Origin of the sequence: Bacillus sp. USDA818B3_A, assembly GCF_009928415.1 — a bacterium.
GTDB lineage: Bacteria > Bacillota > Bacilli > Bacillales > Cytobacillaceae > Neobacillus.
The window spans coordinates 88,431-112,422 of record NZ_JAABNN010000008.1; the positions used below are offsets into that span (position 1 = coordinate 88,431).

Genomic DNA, 23,992 nt, shown 5'->3' on the forward strand with positions numbered 1-23,992 from the left:
CAGTTTATTCTTTGTTGAGTCCAATCTTATGCATATGATCGAACCTATCCTTCCCGTATCTGTTCTTATTCATTCATCTTGGAATAATAGGAAAATTGCCCGAAAAGCAGGTTGGCTACATGAGTAAACATTTCGACCCGATTAACCAGGCCGTTTGTAAAAATACCAACCGCCCCTTCATGTTTCCTGACATTCTTCATTTTCGCATACTCGTCCATAACGGGTCCTAACTCTTCTCCTGCTCTTAGTCTAGCGGCCACTTCTTCTGGTAAAAGGAATCTAGCTCCGCCTGCAATGATTGGTTCCATCCCATTCGCAGCGAGGGCACCCCAATTACACAATAATAATCCGTGGCTTGTTTCCTGTACACCGCCTTCAAGGCCTATCCCAATCTCCCCTTTTCCATGTGCTAATGCACCCTTTGCCCGATTGATCGCACCTCGAATGGTTTCCTCATCAGAAAAGGGCTGGTCGTTGACACCTGAGGGAATATCTAAAGAAATAAATTCACAGTCCATTTGTGAGAAACTATTCTGAACAGCTGTAATTTTTGCCGGGTTCTTTGATCCAATAATTATCTTCATTTTTGTTCTCCTTTTATGTAGAAAAGGAGGCATAATCCAATGCCTCCCAGATGTTAGCTGTTTGACTTAATCGTGTCTACCGTTGTTTGGTCGCAAGCTTTTACAAGTTTAACTAAAAGCTCTTTGGCTGCTGCATAATCATCAATATGGATCATGGAAGCATGTGTATGAATATAGCGGGAACAAATACCAACCACCGCACTCGGTATCCCTTCATTTGCTAAATGGACACGTCCCGCATCTGTTCCTCCCTGCGAAACAAAATATTGATAAGGGATTTTGTTTGTCTCTGCCGTATCTAGGACAAATTCCCGCATACCGCGATGAGTAACCATAGAGCGGTCAAGGATGCGAAGCAATGTTCCTTTCCCCAGCTGGCCAAATTCTCTTTTATCGCCTGTCATATCATTTGCCGGACTTGCATCCATGGCAAAAAAGAGGTCCGGTTTAATCATATTGGCAGCCGTTTGAGCTCCACGTAACCCGACTTCCTCTTGAACAGTTGCCCCGGAATACAGGATATTCGGCAATGTTTCATCTTTTAATTCCTGCAGCAATTCTATAGCGAGGCCGCAGCCATATCGATTATCCCAGGCTTTCGCTAATATTTTCTTTTCATTGGCCATTGGCGTAAATGGGCAAATCGGCAGGATGGCCTGACCTGGTTTAATTCCGATTCGTTCGGCATCCTCTCGGTTGTCTGCACCAATATCTATCAGCATATTCTTGATTTCCATCGGTTTATTTTTCTTAGATTCGTCTAATAAATGCGGTGGAATCGAGCCAACCACCCCAATAACTGGACCATTTTTAGTAATGACTTGGACACGCTGGGCGAGAAGGACTTGACTCCACCATCCGCCAAGCGGCTGGAACCGGATCATCCCGTTTTCCGTAATGGCTGTTACCATAAAACCAACTTCATCCATATGACCTGCCGCCATTATCGTTGGGCCTTCGGGATTCCCCTTTTTCACGCCAAAAATGCTGCCCAATCGATCTTGAACAATTTCGTCTGAGTATAAAGCCAGCTGCTCTTTCATGAATTTCCGGACTTGATGTTCATTCCCAGGTGCCCCCGGCAGCTCAGTTAAGGTTTGAAAAAGCTTTAATGTTTGTTCGTTCATGTTATGGCTCCTTTATGTATTTACTTAAAATCCTGATTTTCGTCATGCGTATCTATTAAGTTATATGAGGTTCTACAGATATATTTTACAGAATCCTTTCATGTGTTACCAATAATTCATTTCTATTCAGTATTATTACCCTCTTCACCTATATATACGGTATACTCTAGAGGAGAATCTTTTAATTTTCTTTTTCTAATTTGGAGGTGGATAAATGAACTGGAAGTCTTTTTTCTTAGGTGCAGCCGTTGGGTTAATTGGAGGGTATGTGACAAGAGAGGTACTCATCCAAAAGAGCTACATTTCACCTGAAAAGGTATTAGGGACGATTAAGAAGCACTTCGAATCAAAAGGGTCCATTAGCGGTTCATGGATTCATATGACTGCAGAACCTTTCGAGAAAAACCAAATTACTTATCAAGTTTATAAAGGCGGGATTTCCCAAACCAAACAAGGGGAAGCCGCGCAATATGAATTTATTGCGGATGCTCATACCGGTACATTATTAGAAGTGATACCTTTTTCACCTGTTTCTGCATCATAAAAATTAGCCGCATTCATAGGATTGCGGCTAATTTTTCATCAACGTTCTCTTTTTATACTCTGTGCCAGTTGTTTGCCGGCTGCGTCCCATTTTACAGCACGGTAAAAGGCATCGTGATAGAAGGTAAACCACGCATTTTTCTCAAGCCCCAGGGTAAGCCATTTTTGTTTTGCAGAAATGGACGTCATTGGGTAGTCGTCATAAGCCATCACCCATAAAACATTTTGATGAACGTGTGTAGCCATTAGGTCTGCCATGTGAATCAACATTTCACCGCCAGTTTCAATCATTAAGATGGAATGGCCATTACTGTGTCCGCCCGTATGAATCATCGTAATGGCTCCTAATGTCCAGCTTTCCTCAAAAGGAACAACCTGTGCTTTAATCGCTTCCCAGTTTTCCGGCCAATATGTATTTTTCGAACGGATATTAGGCCATTGCATTTCCTCCCATTCGATTTGTGACGTAATAATTTTCGCATTGGGAAAGGTTGATACATATCTTCCCTCTACAAGCTTCGTTAGCCCGCAAGCGTGGTCAAAATGCAAATGGGTCATTAAACAATAGTCGATATCATCAGCGGTTAGACCAACTTCCCCCAATGATGCTTCAACCTCTGATTCTCTAGTTACCCCGTAATTCTTTAATTGTTTTTCAGAAAGTTTCCCATTGCCTAGGCCGGATTCAACTAAAATGTTTTTTCCATTCATTTGAATTAAAATAGGATCCGTAGGTAATTCAATTTGATTTTGATCATTGGCAGGATATTTTTTTGACCATAACGCTTTAGGTACGACTCCAAACATCGCACCTCCATCAAGGTTGGTTACTCCCCCTGATAACCAAGTTAGTAAAATGTCACCGATTTTCAATGTTTCCATGCCCATCCCCCTTTCCTATCTATTTTAGCATTTTCTGGATAAAGGAGGATAAAAAAAAGACAGTCCTATAAAGGAACTGCCTTATTTTACATTTTGATATTTTACCTCACAACGGTAAATCCGCTGGCCTTGTTCAGAAAATTTCTGCTCATATTCTGTCATGATATTTCCTTCATAACCACTTTTATGAAAATCAAGACTCAAATAAGTCAATAAAAGACCATATGCAGAAAAGCTTTTAAGGGAGTATTCGAATAATCCCTGATTATCAGTCTTAAAGTGGATTTCACCGCCATCTACGAGTATATTTTCATATAGCTTTAGAAAATCCTTATAAGTCAATCTTCTTTTTTCATGACGGGACTTCGGCCATGGATCGGAAAAATTCAGGTACACCCGATCGACATCATTTTTTGTAAAGTATTTATCCAGCTCTGCAGCGTTTACGTTTAACAGCTTTAGGTTCGGCAAATCCGCTTCAATTAGGCGGTCCAAAGCAGCAACAATGACACTGTCGTACAGTTCAATTCCAATATAATTGATATCCGGATTGGCCTTAGCCATACCAGTGATGAATTGCCCCTTACCTGTTCCAACTTCGATATGGAGCGGCTGATCTTTTTGAAAAGCCTCATGCCACTTACCCTTCAAACTTTCAGGGTGGGCTGGAACGTATTGCGGATGCTGCTCTATTTTTTCCTTTGCCCAAGGTTTATATCTAAGTCTCATTTTGACACTCCTAAAAAAAATTATCCTTCAAAACATACCATGCAGAACATATACATGCAAGTTAAACTATATGGAAAAAAGGTTAGCGCATAAATAGAAAAAGAATCCACAACCTAACTGTGAATTCCTTTTTCTATTTCCACATTGAAAGGATGTGCTTTTATGCCATTAAGTCATGGCGACCAAGTTACATTGCTGAAAGATATTTTAAACAATCACCAAACTGATTGCTGCGGGTCCGTTTCCGAATGCGAACAATTAGAACGCTTAGTTAAATCACTTATGGTGAACAATCAAATTGATGGGAATGTAAAAAATATCCTTCAAGAAGTATATCGATACAGTCAACATGGAGCTCAAACCTCTGATTTAGATCAACATATTTTATCTAATCAAGAAAACTTATCACAATGGGTCAATGATATTGACCAATTTTCGTAAGTTAGAGGATATCACGCAAAAAATCAATCCAGTTGTTCATTTCTTCTAATCGATCTTTGTTTTTATACCATTGAATGGAGGACAAAGTTTGAATGGTAACATACCATTTCATTCTAAGTTTCAGATGATCGGTAAGCTCTTTACCATAGAGTTTAAGCCAGTCCTCCCAATTCTCTTCAGGGATATACCAGTAGAGAAGCAGTCCTAAATCAATGGCAGGGTCAGCAATCATCGCACCATCCCAATCAATCAGATACAACTGGTTGTCTTCCGAAAGCAGCCAGTTGTTATGGTTGACATCACCATGACAAACCACTTTCTCATCACAATAAACATGTAAGGCTTCCTCTTTTAGAAAGTTAATCGCCTTTTTAGTTTCAGGCAATGTAAGTACATCTTTATCTAATTCGTTAATAACCGATTGCAAAATCGGCTCTGGATTCACCGGCGCATTCTCCAACCGGCTCAGCATTCCAAGCATCGGTTCAGAGCAATGGATCTTCTTAAGCAATCTGGCAACACTCTCTTGGTTCATTTCAGAGGGTTTTAACTCCCTGCCTGGAAGCCATTGTTGCGCTGTTATAACATCTCCGTTTTCCAATCTTCTTGTCCATACAAGCTTTGGGACAATGCCTTCTGCTGATAGTACTGCAAGGAATGGAGAGGAATTCCGCTTTAAAAAAAGCCTTTGGTCTTCATACTTTGCATAAAAGGCTTCTCCTGTTTTGCCTCCAGCTGGGGTAATCTCCCACTCTTGTCCTAGTAAATGTTCCAAAATTGCTCACCTTCAATTTATGCCGTTCTATTGGGCTTATTCCTCTTAAATGCGAGGGTAAAACCTGTGCTGCAGGAAGGTTTATTAACCACAATTATAACAATAGTCTTTTTTTAAACAAAAAAAAAGCTATTGAAACCATTGCACACAATAGCCATCTTAATAAATTTTATCTCCTTAGGCCTTTTTTCGTCAAGTCATCTTTAAAAAACTATTTTTTCAGCAAAACATTTAAGGAGATTGGCTCCATCAAATATTCTTTATTTACTGTATGTTCCTTAGCAGAAATTCCCGCAAATTGATGATTGGCTAAAACTCCCCATTCACCGTCAGGAAGGATAATCTTCTGTATTTTTGCTGTTGGATTTATGACAAGGATGATTTCATTTTTAGGTATTTGATATAAACACCCTATAACAGGTGATGGAAAGGTCAGCGGCTGGATTTGAGAACGAACTTCTTCACTGTTTCTCATTCGAAAGCAAGAGAACTCTTGGCGTATCTTAATTAGCCCCTTAATATATTCCACATTTTCTTTAAATTCGCTCTTCCGTTCCCAATCGAGCTGGTTAATGGAATCCGAAGATCGATAGCTGTTACCATCTCCTTGCTTTGTTCGAAAGAACTCCTGTCCACTGTGTAAAAATGGAATACCCTGAGAGAGGATAACCATCCCGGTTGCAAGCCGGTGATATTTTTTTAGAATCGGAGGTTCAGTTTCAGCAAAACAGCCTTCAAGTTTATCCCAAAGGGTATGATTATCGTGGCATTCAACATAATTTACGGATTGATAGGGCTGATTAAAAAGGCGGGCACCTTTTTTGATTAAGCCGATACTGCCCGTCAGTGCCTCCATTGCGGCATCCGCAAAATGCTCATTCCCTAAGGCATACCCCTTATCAAACAAATTAAACGTACTGCCTTTTATCATATCTCTAAACTTATCATTAAACTGGCCAATTCGAGGCATTTTTGCCTGGTTTGCAATGGTCGCCTTTTGCGCTGACTGCAAAGGAGTATTGAGATTCCAGCCTTCCCCTATGATGATTATGCCTTTTGATTTACCGTCACATATCTTTCTTACCTCATTCATCGTGGTTATGTCTAGAATTCCCATCAAATCGAAGCGAAATCCATCTATTTGGTATTCATCCAGCCAATACCTAACGGAATCAAGGATAAACTTCCGCACCATTTTTCTTTCGGAGGCAATATCATTACCAACACCGGTACCATTTGAAGGCAGGCCAATATCGTTATGACGGAAATAATAGCCTGGGACGATTTTTTCGAAAGAGGATTGTTCACGAATATAGACATGATTGTAAACAACATCCATGATTACTCCAAGGCCAATACTGTGAACCTGATTGATTAATTGCTTTAACTCAATGATTCGGGAATAAGGATCGGAGGGATCGGTTGCATAGCTGCCCTCAGGAGCATTGAAATGAAGAGGATTATACCCCCAGTTGTACTGTTTCGGCGGGTTTAATTCGTCAACACCGGCATAATCATTAATCGGAAGAAATTCTATATGGGTGACCCCTAATTCTTTGACATAGGATAAGCCGGTCGGCTCACCATCCTCACCCTTCGTGTCGAGCTCCCCAGCTCCTAAATACAAGCCCTTATGCTTAACACCGCTTTTATTATGAATCGTAAAATCCCGAATATGTGTTTCATAGATGATGGCGTCAACCGGGCTTTCTAATCGGGAAAGGGGATTCTTAAGCTTCGGTGTTTTTTTCAATTTTACAACGACACCAAGCTCCCCGTTCGCGCTGACCGCCTTTACATATGGATCCACAGCCTCTCGCCATTCTTGATTTACAAGTACAAGGAAGCTATATTGATAAAATTCCAAATCACCGTTAAGGGTTACCGACCAAACACCGCAATCCTCCCGTCTCATTTTAATGATCTCCGAATACCCATTGGCAGGGGGACGTAATTTTAGCTTTACCCCTGTTGCGGTTGGGGCCCATAGTTTAAAACAAGTCTGCCCCGTATGAAATGTAACCCCAAGGTCATCTCCGTTATAATAAAATTTCTCGTCAAATGGATCCGTTCGGATGACTGCGCCAATTTGCAGATCCGTTTTCCCGCCATGTTCATCAAATATCCAATAGGGTTTTCCGAAAGAAAATTCCCCCTCAAAGCGGCAAGTATATTTCACATGTCCCTCAATCTCGATCTTCTCCAAAATGTCCAGCTGATGCTTTAACCTATCAGTGGACAGGTGGAATTCGGATGACCATCCGTGGTGATAGGAATAAGGAAGAAGAATAGTGACGATGTTCATCTCATCTAAGTAAGCAAAAAAATTCCTGTTAACAGAATTCATTCGAATCCCTCTCCTCCAGTTCAACTTCTACCTTCCCGCGACTTCTAGATAACACCTCTAAGGCTTTCGCTTGAAGGTGAATCGAAAGTGGGGTAAATCCGATATGCTCCCCGTCAGCATGAACATACTGTTTGGCTGGTGATTGGATGGTGATGTTTTTTCCTCTATAGGTTTTTACTTCTGTAAAGAAAACGTGTTTCCCCCAAAATACACTAATGAAAACGAGTATTAGCTTCAGCCTTGATAATTGGTGGACAACCGTGATATCTAACAGGCCGTCATCTGGTTTGGCCTCGGGGGCAATTTTCATCCCGCCGCCATAAAAAGGCTGATTAGAAACGGTTACAAACCATGTTTGTTCAAATATATGCGTTTTCCCGTCAATTGATAAATCAAATGTTGCAGTTTTATAGGTAAATACATTTTTTAATAGAAAAAAGACATAAATTAACCGGCCTAATGATAATTTATTAAACATTGCCTTTATTCGCGATTGGTTTACCTCATAAGAGATAATTGCGTCAAATCCTGCCCCCATATTATTTAAAAAAAGGTGTTCTTCATGATTATTTAGAAGAATTTTTCCAATATCTATTTGCATTCCTGCTCGTTTTTGGAAGCGAAGAATGAATTCCAATGCCTTTTTGGGGTCACTAGGAATTTGAAAACCTCTCGAGAAATCATTTCCTGAACCGCCAGGAATAAAACCAAGTGTGATATTTTGGTATCCAGCAATTCCATTTAGAACCTCATGGATCGTTCCATCTCCACCTACAGCAACAATCAGCTTTTCCTGTTCGTTCTGCTCGGCAATCTGTTGGGCCAATTTTTTTGCATGCCCGGAAAATTCGGTAAAGAAGGTAAGATAGTAAATCCCTTCTCGCACTAAGACCTCTTCCACTTTCATCCAAATATTTAAACAATATCCGTTTCTAGCTTTTGGATTGATAATAAAATAAACCTGTTTCATAAAGACCCACCCTTAAATTCAAAATGGCTCCGATTGTAATGGAAATATGGTGATTGGTTCATATTTTGGTACTTTATCTAGATTCGTTTGATATACTACTACTTCTTCGGCTCGAAACTCCAATGGCTCCGGCTGCAATTCATGCCAAATATTTAATAGATCCTTTTGGAATTCCCCTTGCCCCATCCATTTTCTTGCTAAGGTAATATGCGGCTTAAAAGCACGGGTTTCTAATACAAATCCTGCCTTTTTACAGGCTGAATACACTCTTTCCCTTATCTGGATCAACTCTTCAATTTTTTCAGTATCGGCCCAAAAAACTCGAGGTGAATCTTCTTTCCCAAAAAAACCAAGTTTATTTATCCTTAAATTGAATGCCTTTTCATTATTTAATATCTCTTTCACATTTTTTTCAGCTTGATTAAGTTTTTCCTGTTCGGCAGATCCTAAAAAAGCTAACGTGATATGCAAGTCCATATGATGAACCCACCGCTTAAATGGGATTTCTTGTTTTAAGCTTTCGATATGTTCTTTCATGATTAGTTTTGTTTCTTCAGGGATTCTTAGAGCAAAGAAAAAATGCGGTCTTGGATTCATTTTTTATCCTCCATCTTTTTTTAATTTTAGTCTATTTTCTCCCAATTGTATCTAGTGTCAAACCGTTTATTAAGCCATATTTTTTACAATTAATAAGTTATTCTTTATGATTAAAAGATAAAAATAGTTAGTTTAGAAAGGGAAACCCAATGAGAATAGTTAATAATATTGCTGAATTGATTGGAGAAACACCGCTTGTTAAACTAAATCGCTTAGCACCTAAAGCGGGTGCTGCCGTTTATTTAAAGCTGGAATTTTATAACCCCAGTAAGAGTGTAAAGGACCGGGCCGCCTATAATATGATTCTTGAAGCAGAAAAGAGCGGACAATTGAAAAAAGGGACCACTATCATAGAACCAACTAGTGGGAATACAGGAATCGGAATTGCCATGAATGCTGCCGCACGGGGCTATCAATCCATTATTATCATGCCTGACACCATGACAAAGGAACGAATCAATCTACTAAAAGCATACGGAGCAAAGGTAGTTCTAACGCCTGGGGATCAAAAAATGCCAGGTGCCATTAAGAAAGCACTTGAACTGGCAAAGGATATACCTGATAGTTTTATCCCGATGCAATTTGAAAACCAGGCAAACCCGGATGCTCACAGGCACTCGACAGCCATTGAGATTATAGAGGCCATGCAGCAAATAGGAAAACCGCTCTCAGCTTTCGTTGCCACAGCTGGAACCGGTGGAACGATTACTGGAACAGGAGAAACTCTAAAAGCTCATTATCCTGGACTAGCCGTACATGTTGTCGAACCAAAAGGATCTCCTGTTTTATCGGGAGGACAGCCAGGTCCACACAAGTTAGTCGGGACAAGCCCAGGTTTTATTCCGGAAATCCTGAATGAAGAAGTATATGATAAAATCCACCAAATTACGGATGAAGATGCATATGAAATCACAAGAAGATTAGCCAAAGAGGAAGGAATTCTGGTAGGGCCATCTTCAGGTGCTGCCTGTTTTGCAGCCATTGAAACTGCCAAAAGCTTATCTCCAGATGATGTGGTTGTATGTATTGCCTGTGACACGGGAGAACGGTATCTTTCTAGTGATTTATTCAAATTTTAACTAAAAATTCTAACAATTTATCATAAAACAAGCTCTTATGCCCATATTCTATAGTATAAAATCATTTTAGGAGGGATGATTATAGGGTTTTCCCATAAATTACCATAGAATATTTTGTTTTCTTTACTATATTGGTAGAAATTTTCTGAAATTATGGGTACAATAAGGTTAGATGTATGACATCATCTAAGTATCCACTGTACCATTCCATTAAAGGAGATGTCTGCGCGGAAAAGAAACTACATATCTCTTGAAGAGTTTTCTTCAAATAGGCTGTCGGTAGCTGGATTAAGCCATAGGTTTGAAATTTAGGATAGGGAGTGGTTCTTTGAAACCTTCGACTAACCGGATGTTAAACCGCATCAAATGTATCTACATGTTTATCAGAAATAACGGCACTGTTACGACCCAGGAACTTGTAGAGGAATTTGGTATCACTCCTCGCACCATACAACGAGATTTAAATGTTTTAGCCTATAATGACTTGGTTATAAGCCCAAGCCGCGGTAAATGGACAACTACACAAAAGAAGGTAAAGATGTCATCTTAATTCGAAACTATCTAAAAATATTATAGTAAAGCATGCGAATCTATCGCATGCTTTTTACCATTTATAAAGATTATTTCGCTTCGCAAATCTTCAAGTCTATTTGACAGAAATAATAATTATGATATATTAATATAGAAATTGCTTTAGCACTTAAAAGCGTTTAAGTAAAAAAGAAAAGTAGGTACATCTATGAATAAAAATCAGCAGCAGACTCTTCAAAAAGGACTCCTGCCAAGGCATGTACAGTTTATTGCCCTTGCCGGGATGATTGGGACTGGTATTTTCAAAGGCAGTTCTGATACCTTAAATATGGCCGGACCAAGTGTGATTATTGCCTATTTAATAGGAGGATTATTGCTATTTATTATTATGGCAGCATTAGGTGAATTGGCATTGGCTTACCCCAATCACAATGTACAGCATTTAGTTAATAAGGCATTCGGCGGTCAAGTTTCCTATATAGTCGGATGGTTATATTGGATTAATTGGCTTTTAGTTACGGTTGTGGAATTATTAGCCGCGGGAAGTTTCCTTCAATTTTGGTTCCCTCAGGTTCCCTTATGGCTCCTAAGCCTTCTTTGTACGGTTCTCATTGTCGGAATTAATTTATTCCAAGTCAAATATTATGGTGAGCTTGAGTTTTGGTTCGCCGGTATTAAAATTATTGCCCTGATTGCCTTTATTATTTTAGGATTTTTACTGCTTTTAGGAGTCATACCAAGCAATATTCATGATCCTCTGGCAAACTTTACTGACCACGGCGGCTTTTTCCCGCATGGGTTAACGGGAACATTCAGCGCCTTTTTAGTCGTTATGTTCTCCTATGGCGGAGCTGAATTAATTGGTGTGGCTGTTACTGAAACCAAAGATGCTGACCGTGTCTTGCCAAAAATAATTAAAAGCGCTGTTTGGCGTGTCATTATCTTTTATGTTTTTCCAATCTTAATTATCTGCGGGATGATGCCTTGGAACAAGGTGACTGGTCAAGAAAGTCCATTTGTTCAGGTTTTTAGTAGCACAGGCTTACCTGGAGCTGCCCACATTATGAACTTTGTCCTTTTAACGGCCGTTCTATCAGCAGCTAATTCTGGTATTTATGCGACATCTAGAACATTGTTTTCTATGGCCCAGAGCAAGGTTGCCCCAAAAATACTTGCAAAAGTTTCAACAAAGGGTATTCCAATCATGGGGATATTGATAACCAGCATATTTATATTAGTTGGTGTATACTTAGCCTATTTAACTCCAAGCCAAGTAATCGGCTACCTCATGACCATACCAGGGTTTACAGTCATGATGATTTGGATGAGTATTTGTGCCGCACAGTTAAAGTTAAGGCCGAGGTACACACATAATCCTGCATTTAAAGTGAAATGGTTCCCTTTTACTACGGTTTTCGCACTTGTATCATTAGTAATCATTTTCATTGGATTCTTATTTAATGCGGATAATTGGATTGGAACCACGGTTTGTATTGTAACAATTGTTAGTTTAATCATCCTTTCATTTATAAATAAAAAACCTTTAGAAATAAAATAGGAACGTGAAATGGACAAGACCAGCAATTTTGCTGGCCTTGTCCATTTTTAATTTTTGTTTGTTGGTTTAAAGTTTGATTCATGGTTCTCTGATTTTGGTTCTTCTGCTTCTAAGAAACGGCCCAAGGCACCCAATTTATTTTCCCAAAACAACTCAAAATACTGGAGCCAGTCTTTTAGTTCAAATAAAGGTCCGGCCTCAAGCTTATAACGTGTTTCTCTTCCAACCTTCCGCTCCGTAACTAATCCTGCTTCAGATAACACCTTTAGATGTTTAGAAACGGCAGTCCGGGTGATGGGAAAATGTTCACTAATTGCAGTGACAGGCATTTCTTGGTTACTAAGAAGTTTTAATAGACTTCGACGGGTGGGGTCAGCAATGGCTTGAAATACATCATGTTTTGCTGAAGAAGCCGCCATTTATGCTTCAACATATCCTTGCAATTTTTTAACAAGCCCTGCCCAGCCTTGATTCATGTTCTCACGAATTGGCGTATGCGGCGCACCAAACTCAGTGACTTTATTAACATCCCATCCACCGTGGATTAAAGTTAATTCTGTTTTATCTGCCAATTCCTTTAATTCAAAGGTTAAGGTCCAGTCTTTTCCCCAATTAAATGAAAGACGGTTTGGCGGGTCTACATGTGTTACCTTACATGGGGACATGCCAAATTGCCCTGCATTTAAGTGAAATTCATAACCTTCTCTAGCTTTTAAATCATTCGGCATGAACCAGGCACTAAGGCCCTCTGCCGTAGCTACGGCATCCCATACTTTAGCGATTGGCGCGTTATAAACGACTGTGTATTTAATATCCTCTAGTGTTGCTTGTGATTGATTTTCCATTGAAATGCCTCCTAGTAGATTAACCTATTACGAAACCATTTGGTTTCATAATAAAACTATATAACACCATTTGGTTTCACGTCAAGCTATTTTATCAATGCAAAAAAGAGCTCAAAACCTAAGAGCTCTAAACAATATTTGTCCCGTAAAAAATTTCATCCATCTCAATCTTTAATCGACGGGTGATTTCAATATGTTCATCCGGAGTCAGCTTATCTTTTGTATAACCAAAAAGATAGTTATTTAAATCGAATTCACGGAGTTTACATTTAGTGTGGAAAATGTTCTCCTGATAAACATTGACATCAATCATATCAAATTGTTCACCAACATCTTCAGGAATATAATTCTGAATTGAGTTTATTTCATGATCGATAAAAAGCTTGTGGCCGCTCTTGTCCCTTGTAAACCCGCGAACTCGGTAATCAATCGCCATTACATCGGTTTCAAAGGATCTGATTAGATAGTGAAGGGCTTTTAACGGTGAAATTTCCCCGCAGGTTGAGACGTCAACATCGGCTCTAAAGGTGCTGATTCCCTCGTCCGGGTGAAACTCAGGGTATGTATGGACCGTGATATGGCTTTTATCTAACTGCATGACCAATGATTCCGGCAATGGGCCTGGTGATTCCTCAAAGGATTCTTTTGGCACATCATGTGTCACGGGTCCTTCAGATACTAACATCGTCACGCTGGCTCCGGCTGGTTCAAAATCTTGATAGGCCACATTCAATACGTGAGCACCAATGATATCAGCAACATCCTTTAAAATCTTTTGCAGTCTTTCCGCACTGTATTGTTCATCAATATATTTCAAATAAGCTTCCCGTTCTTCTTTTGTTTTGGTAAAACAAATATCATACATATTAAAACTTAAAGACTTTGTCAGGTTGTTGAAGCCGTGTAACTCAATAGCCTGATCGCGTGTCAGTTTCATGGCAGTTCCCCCTTAGCAACACTGCTTTAATGCTTATTTACTAGTAAGATACCCATTTTTGAACGTCATTACTAATTATTTCATAAGGAAAGCTCTTAGCAATAAAAAAAGTAAGCAGCTAAAAAATCAGCTGCTTACAATGATTTCACCTGATATTCTCTTAATAACTCTACTTCCTCATCCGTTAGTTCCCGGTATTCTCCGAGTTCGAGAGTCTCATCTAACGGCAGAGGGCCCATCGAAATCCGCTTCAAATAGACGACTTTTTTTCCGACTGCCTCAAACATTCTTTTTACTTGATGAAACTTGCCTTCAGTAATGGTTAACTCAATATCAGAACGAATTCCTGATTTTAAAATCTTCAGTTCCCCAGGCTTTGTTTCATAACCGTCATCAAGGGTCACGCCTTTGGCAAAAGCTTTTACATCTTCTTCGGTCACTTCTCTGTCAATGACAGCAAAGTATGTTTTGGGTACATGCTTTTTTGGTGACAGTAAGCGATGAGCCAACTGACCATCATTAGTTATTAAAAGCAGACCCTCTGTATCCTTGTCCAATCTCCCCACCGGAAAAGGCTCATAAACTTGATCCTCAAGCTCTAACAGGTCAATGACAGTCTCACAAGAATTATCCTCTGTTGCGGATAACACCCCGTCCGGCTTGTTCATCATTAAATAAATGAATTCTTTGTACTCAATCACTTCACCATTTAAGGTCACGGTTTGATTTTTTTCATCCACATGCTGTTTTGGATCCTTGACAATCACATCATCTATTCGAACGGCACCGCTTTTTAAAAGCTGTTTCACTTCTTTCCGGCTGCCGTAACCTAGATTTGCTAACATCTTATCAATTCTCAACGCTTTGCCTCCTTCTTGGCAGTTTAAATTTATGGAGGACCCGCTCAATTCTGTCCCCGAATAGTTTAGTTGCAAGTCCTGATTTTAATCCCAAATAAAAATAGATTCCGGCACCCACAAAAGCACTAATTACAATGATGATAACAGACTGCACTTTTGAAGCCGGGGATAGGAATAGTAATAGAATTTTATACATAACCTCTGTTCCAACCCACATGAAACCAGCAAAAATCACAATCAATAAACTTCTCCGCCAAACGAATCGGTATTGATATCGGGAGAAATATTTAATGACTATTAAATTAATGATAATGGAGACCAAGTACCCGAGCGCGGTTGCCAGAACGGCGCCTCTTGTTTCAAACATCTTTACTAAAGGAATATTAAGGGATAGTTTAACCAATAATCCGACTAGTAAGCTTAAAATCGTATAACGCTGTTCATTAATTCCTTGCATGATTGCCGCCGTTACGGAATAAAGAGAAAATAGGATGGCTACTGGCGCATAAGCACCTAAAACCTGTGTTCCAAGGGTATCATGCTCATAAAAGGAAGTATAAACAGGCTCTGCCAATAAGGACAACCCAATCGCAGCCGGCAATGTCAGGAATAATAATACCTGAAAAGTTTGATTTAATTGGTGTGTTAAGTTTTGACGGTCATTCTCCACATAGGCCTTGGTAATGCTCGGTACCAGTGTTAACGAAAAGGCCGTAGCCAGGGATACAGGAATGATGACAATTTTATGCGACTCGAAATTCAAAATCCCGAAAGCTGTTTCGGCCAATTTCTTTGTCGTTCCCATTTCTACTAGGGCCTTGGTAAGGGTAAATTGATCAATGAGCTGAAATAATGGATTGGCAATTCCTACAAATACAAAGGGCGCCGCATAGATAAAGATTTCTTTATAAATCTCTTTCAGCGAAATATTGACCGTTCCCTTATCTTGTTTCAAAAGCTCATCTAAATGAGGCTTCCGCTTATACCAATACCAAAATAGCACCACAAGTCCTCCGATCGCCCCAACAAAAGCGGCAAAAGTGGCGACACTTACTGCGGTTACCATTGACCCGTTTAAGAACTTTAAGACCACATAGGCCCCTACCAGGGTGAAGAGGATTCTAACAATTTGTTCAACGACCTGTGACGCTGCAGATGGCCCCATCGATTGATGTCCTTGAAAATATCCTCTAATCAAGCTCATAAAGGGAACAAGGATTAAGGCAAAACTGACCGCCCTCATGACCGTTACCACATCATCCAGCTGGCCTTTCCCTGGATTACTCATTTCCGCCAAGACAGGGGCTGCTAGATACATAATTAAAAAGGCGGCAAAACCGGTTAATGACATCACCATTAAACCGGATTTAAATAATTTCCTGCCCACTGCATATTCTTCGAGCGCATTATATTTTGCAATAAACTTTGAGACAGCCAGTGGTACACCCGCTGTTGCGATGCTGATAAATATCGTGTAAGGGACATATCCGTAGGAATAAAGCTGTGTCCCCTGTTTTCCTACAATCTGATAAAACGGTATAACATAAATGAGTCCGATTATTTTAGAAAGTATGGTTCCTAATGTTAATATAAACGTTCCTCGTAAAAGCTTTGACTGCATAGAATCCCTTCCTACCCGAAAAGATACGTTCGGTCATTCACAAAGAATAATCGACGTTTTTTGCACACTATTAGTAGTTTACAACTTCTTTTCCTCCGATGCTACTCACAGCTAAGTTATTTTACTTAAAAAAATGACCATATTCGTTTTAATTTCACAGGTTATGTTTATAATGAAATGAATAAATAAAAGTTGGTGGATAAAATGGATTACGATTGTATAGTCATTGGCGGCGGCCCCTCAGGGTTAATGGCGGCCATTGCTGCTGGAGAAAAAGGTGCAAGGGTTCTCTTAATTGATAAAGGGGAAAAGTTGGGCCGAAAGCTTGCTATTTCTGGGGGCGGACGATGTAATGTAACGAACCGGCTGCCAGTTGAAGAGATTATCAAGCACCTGCCGGGAAACGGAAAATTTTTATATAGTGCTTTTTCCATTTTCAGTAATGAGGATATTATCCGCTTTTTTGAAAAGCTTGGTATTGAATTGAAAGAAGAGGATCACGGGCGGATGTTTCCTGTCAGCAATAAGGCTCAATCAGTAGTGGATGCTCTTTTAGAACAGCTCGAAAAACTTCGTGTAAGAGTCTTCAGAAATAGTCCTGTGGCGGATGTTCTCTATGAAAATGGACATGTTTCTTCTGTTCTGCTTAAAGATGGACAACAATTATCTACTAAATCAGTTGTAATTGCTGTAGGCGGGAAATCGGTCCCACACACAGGGTCTACCGGTGATGGTTACGCCTGGGCCGAAAAAGCTGGACATACCATTACAGAGTTGTTTCCTACGGAAGTACCTGTAACATCCAGCGAACCTTTTATAAAAAATAAAGCGCTGCAGGGATTATCTTTAAGGGATATTAATCTCAGTGTCTTAAATCCGAAGGGGAAACCCCTAATCTCCCATCGGATGGATATGTTGTTTACCCATTTTGGCGTGAGCGGCCCCGCTGTTTTGCGCTGCAGTCAATTTGTAGTCAAGGCACTGAAGAAGTGGAATCTAAAAGAAGTAACGATGAGCCTGGATGCTCTTCCAGACCGAAAAGAGGAAGAAATTTTTCAAGAGATTGTGAAACTCGTAAAAGGCGAACCTAAAAAGAGCATCAAAAATACTTTAAAGGGAATCGTACCGGAGCGTTATCTTCTATTCCTGTTAGAAATAAATGATATAGAGCCTTCCGAGCAGGGAGGCACCATTTCTAATGAAAAGATCCGTGCGTTCGTGAAGGGCTGCAAACAATTCCAATTCAAAGTGAATGGCACCCTCCCGCTTGAAAAAGCATTTGTGACCGGCGGAGGAGTCAGCGTCAAGGAGATTGAGCCACAAACGATGGCTTCAAAATTGATGGACGGGCTTTATTTTTGTGGGGAAATCCTAGATATCCACGGTTATACAGGCGGCTATAATATTACATCTGCCTTAGTAACGGGCAGGCTTGCTGGAACCAATGCAGCACTATCTGCAAAAAATTATCGGGCGTGAGGTACTATCACGCCCGATAGATAATCATTGCGGTAAAGCAGTAAATCTGCTCTTCCTCTTCTTCTTCTGTCATTGCTGCCACATTGTACTTGATATCGACTAGGCTTTGATCATCTATACCTTTTAAAAATCGATTCATTTCTTGTTCTAAATCTTTTTCATGCTCCCTATCAAATAACTTTACTTGGATCACAAAACGCCTCTCCTCTCTCTTTTTCTACTAGTATTCTCACTTTTTCAGAATTTTAAAAATACAAAACCTATAAAAGTTAAGGTAATTTTAAGTTTTACTCTGTAAACTGCCCATTGAGGTCAAATAGAAAGGAGCAGCTCGAGGTGGATAAAAAACAAAAGATTTCTTGGGGAGTCAGTTTTGGCAGCTTGGCACTAGTAGCAGGAATGGTCTCCTATCTTGGGTTTTCTAATAACGGCAATACCAATCAAGTAGCAATTAATGGCGGACAACAATCAAGTAACAATACAAATCAGCAGCCCTCACAGGGAGGATTTAACTCACAACAAGATCAACATTCAGGGCAAGATTTCAGTGGTTCCTGGGGCGGGGACAGTACTTCGCAATTTGATCAAAATCAACAATCACCCGATACTAACACAGATGACAGTGGACAGGGCTTTGATAATAGCAATCAGCAACAGGGTCCATACTTTAACGGAGGTGGACAACCCTCAGGTCATCAGCATGGATATGATACCACAACAGGCGGCACCTGATACCCTATTTGGATGCTCTCATGCACCGACTGCACAAAAAAACCGATTCCAAAACGGAATCGGTTATTCTGTGTATTCAGTTTCTCCTGTCCAAGCAAGCATACCGCCAATCATATTACGGACCTTATAACCTTGTTCTTGTAGATAATAGCATACATTACCGCTGCGGTGGCTCGAGCGGCAAATAAATATATATTCCTTATCTTTATCAAATTTGTCTAGATTAGCAGGTATATCCCCCATTCGAATATGCTTTGCCCCCGGTATCATCCCAAACACAACTTCCTCATCTTCTCTTACATCCACAAGCTCAAGTTTCTCCCCTGCCTCAAGCTTCTTTTGTACTTCTTCAGGTGTAATCACTTTAATTTCTTCCATCCCATTCATCCCTTTCAGAAAAACATCCTCCAAGTTAAAAGGAGGATGTTTAATTTTGAAGTTCTTATTAATTCGCCACGATATTGACCAATTTGCCTGGTACAGTAATCACTTTGCGAACCGTTTTTCCTTCGATTTGTTCCTTGACGCGGTCATCATCCATTGCAATTCCTTCCAATGCCTCTTTCGTTGCATCAGTTGGAACCTTTAACTTCGTTTTAACTTTGCCATTAACTTGGATGACAATCTCAACTTCGTCATCGACTAATTTCGCTTCATCATAGGCAGGCCATGCTTCATAAGCGATTGTTTCACTATGCCCTAGCTTTTCCCATAGCTCTTCTGCAATATGCGGAGTAACAGGAGCCAATAATTTTACAAATCCTTCAATGTAGTCCTTCGGCAGAACTGTTGCTTTATATGCTTCATTAATGAACACCATCATTTGTGAAATAGCTGTATTAAATCGTAATCCTTCATAATCCTCTGTCACTTTTTTCACTGTTTGGTGATACACTTTTTCAAGGTTGGATGCTTCTTCATTTGGCTGGATTTTAGCACTTAATTCACCGTTTTCCTCCACCAACAAACGCCAAATTCGATCTAAGAATCGGCGTGAACCATCCAAGCCGTTGGTTGACCAGGCAATCGATGCATCAAGCGGCCCCATAAACATTTCGTACAAGCGAAGAGTATCAGCACCATGACTGTCGATAATGTCATCAGGATTTACGACATTACCTTTGGATTTACTCATCTTTTCATTGCCTTCACCTAAGATCATGCCTTGGTTGAACAGCTTTTGGAATGGTTCTTTGGTTGGCACCACACCGATGTCATACAAGAACTTATGCCAGAAACGTGCATATAACAAGTGAAGCACGGCATGTTCGGCACCGCCAATGTAAATATCAACTGGAAGCCAATGATTTAATTTTTCCTGTGACGCTAGTTCTTGATTATTTTCCGGATCAATATAACGTAAATAGTACCAGCAGCTTCCTGCCCATTGCGGCATGGTGTTCGTTTCGCGGCGGCCTTTTTTACCTGTTACTGGATCAACGACATTTACCCAGTCCTCAATATTTGCAAGAGGCGATTCTCCAGTTCCAGATGGTTTAATATCCTTTGTTTTTGGCAGAGTCAATGGAAGCTCTTCTTCCGGAACGGCTGTCATCGTGCCGTCTTCCCAGTGAATAATTGGAATCGGCTCGCCCCAATAACGCTGACGGCTGAATAACCAGTCACGTAAGCGGTAGGTCACCTTTTTGGTTCCGATCCCTTTTTCTTCTAACCAAGCAATCATTTTTGAAATTGCCTCTTCTTTATTTAAACCATTCAAGAACTCGGAATTAATGTGTTCACCATCACCCGTATAGGCTTCTTGCTCCACATCTCCGCCAGCCACTACTGGTTTAATTGGTAAGTTAAATTCTTTTGCAAATTCCCAGTCACGCTCATCATGAGCAGGGACGGCCATAATCGCACCAGTTCCATAACTTACTAATACATAGTCAGCGATCCAGATTGGCATTTTTTCACCATTTACAGGATTGATGGCGTACGCACCGGTAAATACACCTGTCTTCTCTTTCGCTAAGTCTGTCCGCTCTAGGTCGCTCTTCAATTTGACCTTATCTAAGTACGCCTCAACAGCAGCACGCTGCTCTTCATTTGTGATGTTATCTACAAATGAATGCTCAGGAGCCAATACAGCATACGTTGCACCGAATAATGTATCTGGTCGGGTTGTGAACACAGTAAACGTTTCTTCATGCCCTTCAATTTGGAAGGTTACTTCGGCCCCTTCAGAGCGCCCAATCCAGTTCCGCTGCATTTCTTTCAAGCTTTCCGGCCAATCTAACTCTTCTAGATCCTCAAGCAAACGATCACCGTAAGCTGTGATTTTTAACATCCATTGCTTCATCGGACGGCGTTCAACAGGATGGCCGCCGCGCTCACTTTTACCGTCAATAACCTCTTCGTTAGCTAAAACGGTTCCAAGTGCAGGACACCAGTTCACGGCAACTTCATCAATATAAGCAAGCCCCTTTTCCCAAAGCTTTAAGAAAATCCACTGCGTCCATTTGTAATATTCTGGGTCAGTTGTGTTAACTTCACGGTCCCAATCATAGGAAAAACCAAGTGCTTTAATTTGTCTGCGGAACGTATTAATATTCTTTTCAGTGAATTCAGCAGGGTCGTTCCCTGTATCTAATGCATATTGTTCAGCAGGCAGACCAAAGGCATCCCAGCCCATTGGGTGAAGGACATTATAACCTTGCATTCTTTTTAAACGGGAAAGGATATCTGTTGCGGTATAACCTTCCGGGTGTCCCACATGAAGTCCCGCACCTGATGGATAAGGAAACATATCCAATGCATAGAATTTCCGTTTATCATATTCTTCGTTCGTTTTGAACGTTTTTTCTTCTTCCCAATTTTTTTGCCACTTTTTTTCGATTTGTTGATGGTTAAAGCTCATTTCGATGTTCCTCCTATTGAAAAATAAAAAACCCCTCATCCCAAAAAGGGACGAGAGGATTATATGTATCTTCCCGCGGTACCACCCACATTAGTGCTTAAGCACTCACTTCATTCAACCTTAACGCGGTATACGGCAAACATTACTGTTCGTTCATGCCTGCAACTCAAAGGCGAGTTCATGATGTACCCGGTTGACTTTCACCAGCCGTCAACTCTCTATGTTTCGAGTAAGAATCACTACTACTCCTGATCACTGTTTTTTCAGTATAAAAGTATTACGGTTATTGTATTAAATTTTCCGGTACTATGCAAGCAAACATTTGCCTAAATTCAGGATGGACAACTGCGGAAGATTTTAAACTTAAACTTGGCTGTTGATTTCCGCTCCAGGCGCTCGCTTTCCGCGGGCGTGCCGGGGAGCCTCCTCGACGCTGAAAGCGTCTGCGGGGTCTCCCCAGCCCCGTACTCCCGCAGGAGTCGAGCGCCTTCCGCTCCAATCAACAGTGTTAAAAAACAAAATGTCGTTTAACGGAGCCAAACTTTAAAAAAGGCAATTGACATTGAAGTCAACTGCCCAGATTCTATGCCACCTTTGAACCAAATTGGAAACGTGGGGAATTCCACAGGGTGGTCCATTTTTTAATGGCTGTGACAAGGATAATAATCCCAAGTATTAACATGACAATCGATAAAATGCCATTTAATACATTGTAACCGGCTGCTGCTGGATTTAAGTAAACGTTTTTGACCATCCAATAGCCTGCGTAGTTAACCGTTGCAAACAAATAGACAAGCGGCACTAAACAAGTGAACATGTACCAGCGTTTGTCAGCAATTTTTAGAATTACCGTTGCCCCAATGATTAGTCCGATCGATGCCATTAATTGATTGGAAACACCGAACAATGCCCAGACGGAACCGATATCTCCAGAGTAGAGCAGATATCCCCAAATAAAGCAGGCTAACGCACTTGCAAAAATCGAGCCTGGAATCCAGTCGGTTTTTTTCAAAGGTTTATAGAACTCCCCAAAGAAATCTTGAATTAAATAACGTGCTACACGTGTACCAGAATCAATCGCTGTTAAAATAAAGACTGCCTCAAACATAATGACAAACTGGAAAAAGTAGGATGACAATTTAGCGAACCAAGGAATGGCAGTAAAAATATAGGTCATTCCAACCGCTAATGTTACAGCACCGCCTGTCCGTCCTTCTAAGTCAATTCCAATTTCCTGCGCAAGCTTTGGTAATTGATCCACATGCATTCCTAATGTTTTATATACTTCCGGGGTAGAGTTAATCGCAAAATAATCGGCCGGCTGAAGTGCAGTTGCTGCAATTAACGCCATAATTCCGACGACACACTCTACTAACATGGCACCAAAGCCGACCACCTTAATATCAGACCAGCGATCGAGCATTTTCGGGGTTGTCCCTGAACCAACAAAGGCATGGAAGCCAGATATAGCACCACAAGCTATCGTAATCGAGATAAACGGCCAAACCGGGCCGGCAATAACAGGTCCCCCGCCTTGTGTAAACTTAGTGAACGCAGGCATTTGAATGGTAGGATTAATAATAAAAACTCCGATAATAAGTGCAATAAATACGCCAATTTTCATAAAACTGCTTAAATAATCCCGTGGAGCGAGCAATAGCCATACCGGTAATGCGGCGGCAAAGAACGCATAAATTGGCAGAATAATCGCTAATGTTTTTGTATCTAAAGTCAGCCAATCTCCTAGAACAGTATCTTGAATTATCGGACCAACAAAAACACCAACCATGACAAGAATAAATCCGACGGTAGTGGTTAATTTTAAATTGCCAGTTTTCTTATAAAAAATCCCCACTCCCATTGCAATCGGAATCGTGATTCCTACAGAAAACGTACCCCATGGATTGTTCTCCAGCGCATGAAGTACGACCATTGAAAGACCTGCCATTGTAATAGTAATGATAAATAGCATGGCAAGCCCCGTACAAAAACCAGCAACAGGACCTAACTCTTCTTTTGCTACCTCCGATAACGATTTCCCCTTCTTGCGCATAGAGGCATAAAGCACGACAGCATCATGGACAGCACCTCCGATAACCGCACCAATTAACAGCCAAAGCAAACTAGGCAGATAACCAAATTGTGCAGCCAAGATCGGTCCAACAAGCGGGCCTGCAGCTGCGATCGCTGCAAAGTGGTGGCCGAAAGTGACCCATTTATTCGTTGGCACATAGTCTTTCCCGTCATTTAACTCGTGTGCCGGCGTCGGCTTGGAGTCATCTAACTTTAACACCTTTGCCGCCATGAATGTACCGTATAAACGGTAGGCAATCATTAATATGCATATTGAGCCAATGACAACTGAAACCGCATTCATATTTCTCCATCCTCCCTAAACTAGTAACTTATCTTAAGTCTATTATATGAAAACGATAACATGAGCTTTTCAGGATAAGTTGCTGTAATTTAGGGGTGAAAAGCCGGAACTTTCT

At 40.6% G+C, this 23,992-nt stretch carries 24 protein-coding genes and 1 other annotated feature; of the genes, 7 read left to right on the forward strand and 17 right to left on the reverse strand.

The annotated features are described in order from the left end of the window. Window positions 1–65 precede the first annotated feature (65 nt). Together GXK58_RS15325 and GXK58_RS15330 are read right to left on the reverse strand one after the other, a co-directional pair. Window positions 66–584 carry a DUF84 family protein gene (locus GXK58_RS15325; RefSeq protein ID WP_160724034.1) on the reverse strand — a complete coding sequence of 173 codons (519 nt, stop codon included), beginning with the start codon at window positions 582–584 and terminating at the stop codon, window positions 66–68. A gap of 53 nt (window positions 585–637) precedes the next feature. Continuing rightward, window positions 638–1,711: a M42 family metallopeptidase gene (locus GXK58_RS15330; protein WP_160724035.1), complete on the reverse strand. Its 1,074-nt coding sequence runs from the start codon at window positions 1,709–1,711 to the stop codon at window positions 638–640. A gap of 214 nt (window positions 1,712–1,925) precedes the next feature. On the opposite strand from GXK58_RS15330, the gene GXK58_RS15335 reads away from it, so the two are divergent. Further along, window positions 1,926–2,255, forward strand: coding sequence for a hypothetical protein (locus tag GXK58_RS15335; RefSeq protein WP_160724036.1), 330 nt, complete (start codon window positions 1,926–1,928; stop codon window positions 2,253–2,255). 38 nt (window positions 2,256–2,293) lie between these two features. On the opposite strand, the gene GXK58_RS15340 is transcribed toward GXK58_RS15335, so the two are convergent. Then, window positions 2,294–3,136, reverse strand: coding sequence for a YtnP family quorum-quenching lactonase (locus GXK58_RS15340; protein ID WP_160724037.1), 843 nt, complete (start codon window positions 3,134–3,136; stop codon window positions 2,294–2,296). An 81-nt stretch (window positions 3,137–3,217) separates the two neighbouring features. Beyond that, window positions 3,218–3,865 (reverse strand): tRNA (guanosine(46)-N7)-methyltransferase TrmB, encoded by a 648-nt coding sequence (trmB, locus tag GXK58_RS15345; RefSeq protein WP_160724038.1) that lies wholly within the window; start codon window positions 3,863–3,865, stop codon window positions 3,218–3,220. Window positions 3,866–4,027: 162 nt separating this feature from the next. On the opposite strand from trmB, the gene GXK58_RS15350 reads away from it, so the two are divergent. After that, window positions 4,028–4,306 (forward strand): YtzH-like family protein, encoded by a 279-nt coding sequence (locus GXK58_RS15350; protein WP_160724039.1) that lies wholly within the window; start codon window positions 4,028–4,030, stop codon window positions 4,304–4,306. Window position 4,307: 1 nt separating this feature from the next. Here GXK58_RS15350 and GXK58_RS15355 read toward each other — a convergent pair whose 3' ends face one another. The 4 genes from GXK58_RS15355 to thpR all read right to left on the reverse strand — a co-directional run bounded on the left by GXK58_RS15355 (window position 4,308) and on the right by thpR (window position 8,995). Continuing rightward, window positions 4,308–5,081: a phosphotransferase family protein gene (locus GXK58_RS15355; protein WP_160724040.1), complete on the reverse strand. Its 774-nt coding sequence runs from the start codon at window positions 5,079–5,081 to the stop codon at window positions 4,308–4,310. Window positions 5,082–5,292: 211 nt separating this feature from the next. Then, the gene (pulA, locus tag GXK58_RS15360) at window positions 5,293–7,428 is read right to left on the reverse strand and encodes a type I pullulanase (protein ID WP_160724041.1); all 2,136 of its coding nucleotides are present in this window, start codon (window positions 7,426–7,428) and stop codon (window positions 5,293–5,295) included. After that, window positions 7,415–8,398: a diacylglycerol/lipid kinase family protein gene (locus GXK58_RS15365; RefSeq protein WP_160724042.1), complete on the reverse strand. Its 984-nt coding sequence runs from the start codon at window positions 8,396–8,398 to the stop codon at window positions 7,415–7,417. The genes pulA and GXK58_RS15365 overlap by 14 nt, the downstream gene beginning before the upstream one ends. Before the next feature lie 18 nt (window positions 8,399–8,416). Next, the gene (thpR, locus tag GXK58_RS15370; protein ID WP_160724043.1) at window positions 8,417–8,995 is read right to left on the reverse strand and encodes an RNA 2',3'-cyclic phosphodiesterase; all 579 of its coding nucleotides are present in this window, start codon (window positions 8,993–8,995) and stop codon (window positions 8,417–8,419) included. Window positions 8,996–9,144: 149 nt separating this feature from the next. Here thpR and cysK point away from each other — a divergent pair, with 149 nt between their 5' ends. From cysK to GXK58_RS15385, 3 genes are all read left to right on the forward strand, one after another. Then, on the forward strand, window positions 9,145–10,074 hold the full coding sequence (gene cysK / locus GXK58_RS15375) for a cysteine synthase A (RefSeq protein WP_160724044.1): 930 nt from the start codon (window positions 9,145–9,147) through the stop codon (window positions 10,072–10,074). 328 nt (window positions 10,075–10,402) lie between these two features. Next, window positions 10,403–10,624, forward strand: coding sequence for a DeoR family transcriptional regulator (locus GXK58_RS15380; RefSeq protein WP_007086548.1), 222 nt, complete (start codon window positions 10,403–10,405; stop codon window positions 10,622–10,624). Between the two features lie 189 nt (window positions 10,625–10,813). Beyond that, a complete protein-coding gene (locus GXK58_RS15385) occupies window positions 10,814–12,163 on the forward strand; it encodes an amino acid permease (protein ID WP_160724045.1) in 1,350 nt (449 codons plus the stop codon). A gap of 47 nt (window positions 12,164–12,210) precedes the next feature. Here the strand turns inward: GXK58_RS15385 and GXK58_RS15390 are convergent, their stop codons facing one another. The 5 genes from GXK58_RS15390 to GXK58_RS15410 form a co-directional block, all read right to left on the reverse strand. Further along, a complete protein-coding gene (locus GXK58_RS15390; protein WP_160724046.1) occupies window positions 12,211–12,582 on the reverse strand; it encodes an ArsR/SmtB family transcription factor in 372 nt (123 codons plus the stop codon). After that, window positions 12,583–13,008, reverse strand: coding sequence for an SRPBCC family protein (locus GXK58_RS15395; protein WP_160724047.1), 426 nt, complete (start codon window positions 13,006–13,008; stop codon window positions 12,583–12,585). Between the two features lie 127 nt (window positions 13,009–13,135). Beyond that, window positions 13,136–13,945 carry an adenosylmethionine decarboxylase gene (gene speD / locus GXK58_RS15400; protein WP_160724048.1) on the reverse strand — a complete coding sequence of 270 codons (810 nt, stop codon included), beginning with the start codon at window positions 13,943–13,945 and terminating at the stop codon, window positions 13,136–13,138. 134 nt (window positions 13,946–14,079) lie between these two features. Beyond that, window positions 14,080–14,805: a pseudouridine synthase gene (locus tag GXK58_RS15405; protein ID WP_160724049.1), complete on the reverse strand. Its 726-nt coding sequence runs from the start codon at window positions 14,803–14,805 to the stop codon at window positions 14,080–14,082. Beyond that, window positions 14,795–16,426 carry a putative polysaccharide biosynthesis protein gene (locus tag GXK58_RS15410; RefSeq protein WP_160724050.1) on the reverse strand — a complete coding sequence of 544 codons (1,632 nt, stop codon included), beginning with the start codon at window positions 16,424–16,426 and terminating at the stop codon, window positions 14,795–14,797. Before GXK58_RS15410 ends, GXK58_RS15405 begins: the two co-directional genes overlap by 11 nt. A 204-nt stretch (window positions 16,427–16,630) precedes the next feature. Between GXK58_RS15410 and GXK58_RS15415 the strand changes: the two genes are divergently transcribed. After that, window positions 16,631–17,905: an NAD(P)/FAD-dependent oxidoreductase gene (locus GXK58_RS15415; RefSeq protein ID WP_160724051.1), complete on the forward strand. Its 1,275-nt coding sequence runs from the start codon at window positions 16,631–16,633 to the stop codon at window positions 17,903–17,905. Window positions 17,906–17,912: 7 nt separating this feature from the next. On the opposite strand, the gene GXK58_RS15420 is transcribed toward GXK58_RS15415, so the two are convergent. Then, complete coding sequence (locus GXK58_RS15420; RefSeq protein ID WP_160724052.1) at window positions 17,913–18,098, reverse strand: sporulation protein Cse60; 186 nt, start codon at window positions 18,096–18,098, stop codon at window positions 17,913–17,915. Between the two features lie 143 nt (window positions 18,099–18,241). Here GXK58_RS15420 and GXK58_RS15425 point away from each other — a divergent pair, with 143 nt between their 5' ends. Further along, the gene (locus GXK58_RS15425; protein ID WP_160724053.1) at window positions 18,242–18,637 is read left to right on the forward strand and encodes a hypothetical protein; all 396 of its coding nucleotides are present in this window, start codon (window positions 18,242–18,244) and stop codon (window positions 18,635–18,637) included. A gap of 63 nt (window positions 18,638–18,700) precedes the next feature. On the opposite strand, the gene GXK58_RS15430 is transcribed toward GXK58_RS15425, so the two are convergent. The 3 genes from GXK58_RS15430 to cstA form a co-directional block, all read right to left on the reverse strand. Continuing rightward, a complete protein-coding gene (locus GXK58_RS15430) occupies window positions 18,701–19,015 on the reverse strand; it encodes a rhodanese-like domain-containing protein (protein ID WP_160724054.1) in 315 nt (104 codons plus the stop codon). Between the two features lie 67 nt (window positions 19,016–19,082). Then, entirely contained in the window at window positions 19,083–21,500 is a 2,418-nt protein-coding gene (leuS, locus tag GXK58_RS15435) for a leucine--tRNA ligase (protein ID WP_160724055.1), read from the reverse strand. A gap of 43 nt (window positions 21,501–21,543) precedes the next feature. Further along, window positions 21,544–21,765 (reverse strand) — a binding site (T-box leader). A gap of 318 nt (window positions 21,766–22,083) precedes the next feature. Next, window positions 22,084–23,877 carry a carbon starvation protein CstA gene (cstA, locus tag GXK58_RS15440; protein ID WP_160724056.1) on the reverse strand — a complete coding sequence of 598 codons (1,794 nt, stop codon included), beginning with the start codon at window positions 23,875–23,877 and terminating at the stop codon, window positions 22,084–22,086. Window positions 23,878–23,992 lie beyond the last annotated feature (115 nt).

Bases quoted from the DNA above. Each gene is read 5' to 3' on its own strand.
- leuS (WP_160724055.1), bottom strand. From the start codon at position 21,500: ATGAGCTTTAACCATCAACAAATCGAAAAAAAGTGGCAAAAAAATTGG.
- GXK58_RS15395 (WP_160724047.1), bottom strand. From the start codon at position 13,008: ATGGAAAATCAATCACAAGCAACACTAGAGGATATTAAATACACAGTC.
- GXK58_RS15385 (WP_160724045.1), top strand. From the start codon at position 10,814: ATGAATAAAAATCAGCAGCAGACTCTTCAAAAAGGACTCCTGCCAAGG.
- trmB (WP_160724038.1), bottom strand. From the start codon at position 3,865: ATGAGACTTAGATATAAACCTTGGGCAAAGGAAAAAATAGAGCAGCAT.
- GXK58_RS15335 (WP_160724036.1), top strand. From the start codon at position 1,926: ATGAACTGGAAGTCTTTTTTCTTAGGTGCAGCCGTTGGGTTAATTGGA.
- thpR (WP_160724043.1), bottom strand. From the start codon at position 8,995: ATGAATCCAAGACCGCATTTTTTCTTTGCTCTAAGAATCCCTGAAGAA.
- pulA (WP_160724041.1), bottom strand. From the start codon at position 7,428: ATGAATTCTGTTAACAGGAATTTTTTTGCTTACTTAGATGAGATGAAC.
- GXK58_RS15325 (WP_160724034.1), bottom strand. From the start codon at position 584: ATGAAGATAATTATTGGATCAAAGAACCCGGCAAAAATTACAGCTGTT.
- GXK58_RS15415 (WP_160724051.1), top strand. From the start codon at position 16,631: ATGGATTACGATTGTATAGTCATTGGCGGCGGCCCCTCAGGGTTAATG.
- cstA (WP_160724056.1), bottom strand. From the start codon at position 23,877: ATGAATGCGGTTTCAGTTGTCATTGGCTCAATATGCATATTAATGATT.
- GXK58_RS15340 (WP_160724037.1), bottom strand. From the start codon at position 3,136: ATGGAAACATTGAAAATCGGTGACATTTTACTAACTTGGTTATCAGGG.
- GXK58_RS15365 (WP_160724042.1), bottom strand. From the start codon at position 8,398: ATGAAACAGGTTTATTTTATTATCAATCCAAAAGCTAGAAACGGATAT.
- GXK58_RS15350 (WP_160724039.1), top strand. From the start codon at position 4,028: ATGCCATTAAGTCATGGCGACCAAGTTACATTGCTGAAAGATATTTTA.
- GXK58_RS15430 (WP_160724054.1), bottom strand. From the start codon at position 19,015: ATGGAAGAAATTAAAGTGATTACACCTGAAGAAGTACAAAAGAAGCTT.
- GXK58_RS15410 (WP_160724050.1), bottom strand. From the start codon at position 16,426: ATGCAGTCAAAGCTTTTACGAGGAACGTTTATATTAACATTAGGAACC.
- speD (WP_160724048.1), bottom strand. From the start codon at position 13,945: ATGAAACTGACACGCGATCAGGCTATTGAGTTACACGGCTTCAACAAC.
- GXK58_RS15390 (WP_160724046.1), bottom strand. From the start codon at position 12,582: ATGGCGGCTTCTTCAGCAAAACATGATGTATTTCAAGCCATTGCTGAC.
- cysK (WP_160724044.1), top strand. From the start codon at position 9,145: ATGAGAATAGTTAATAATATTGCTGAATTGATTGGAGAAACACCGCTT.
- GXK58_RS15330 (WP_160724035.1), bottom strand. From the start codon at position 1,711: ATGAACGAACAAACATTAAAGCTTTTTCAAACCTTAACTGAGCTGCCG.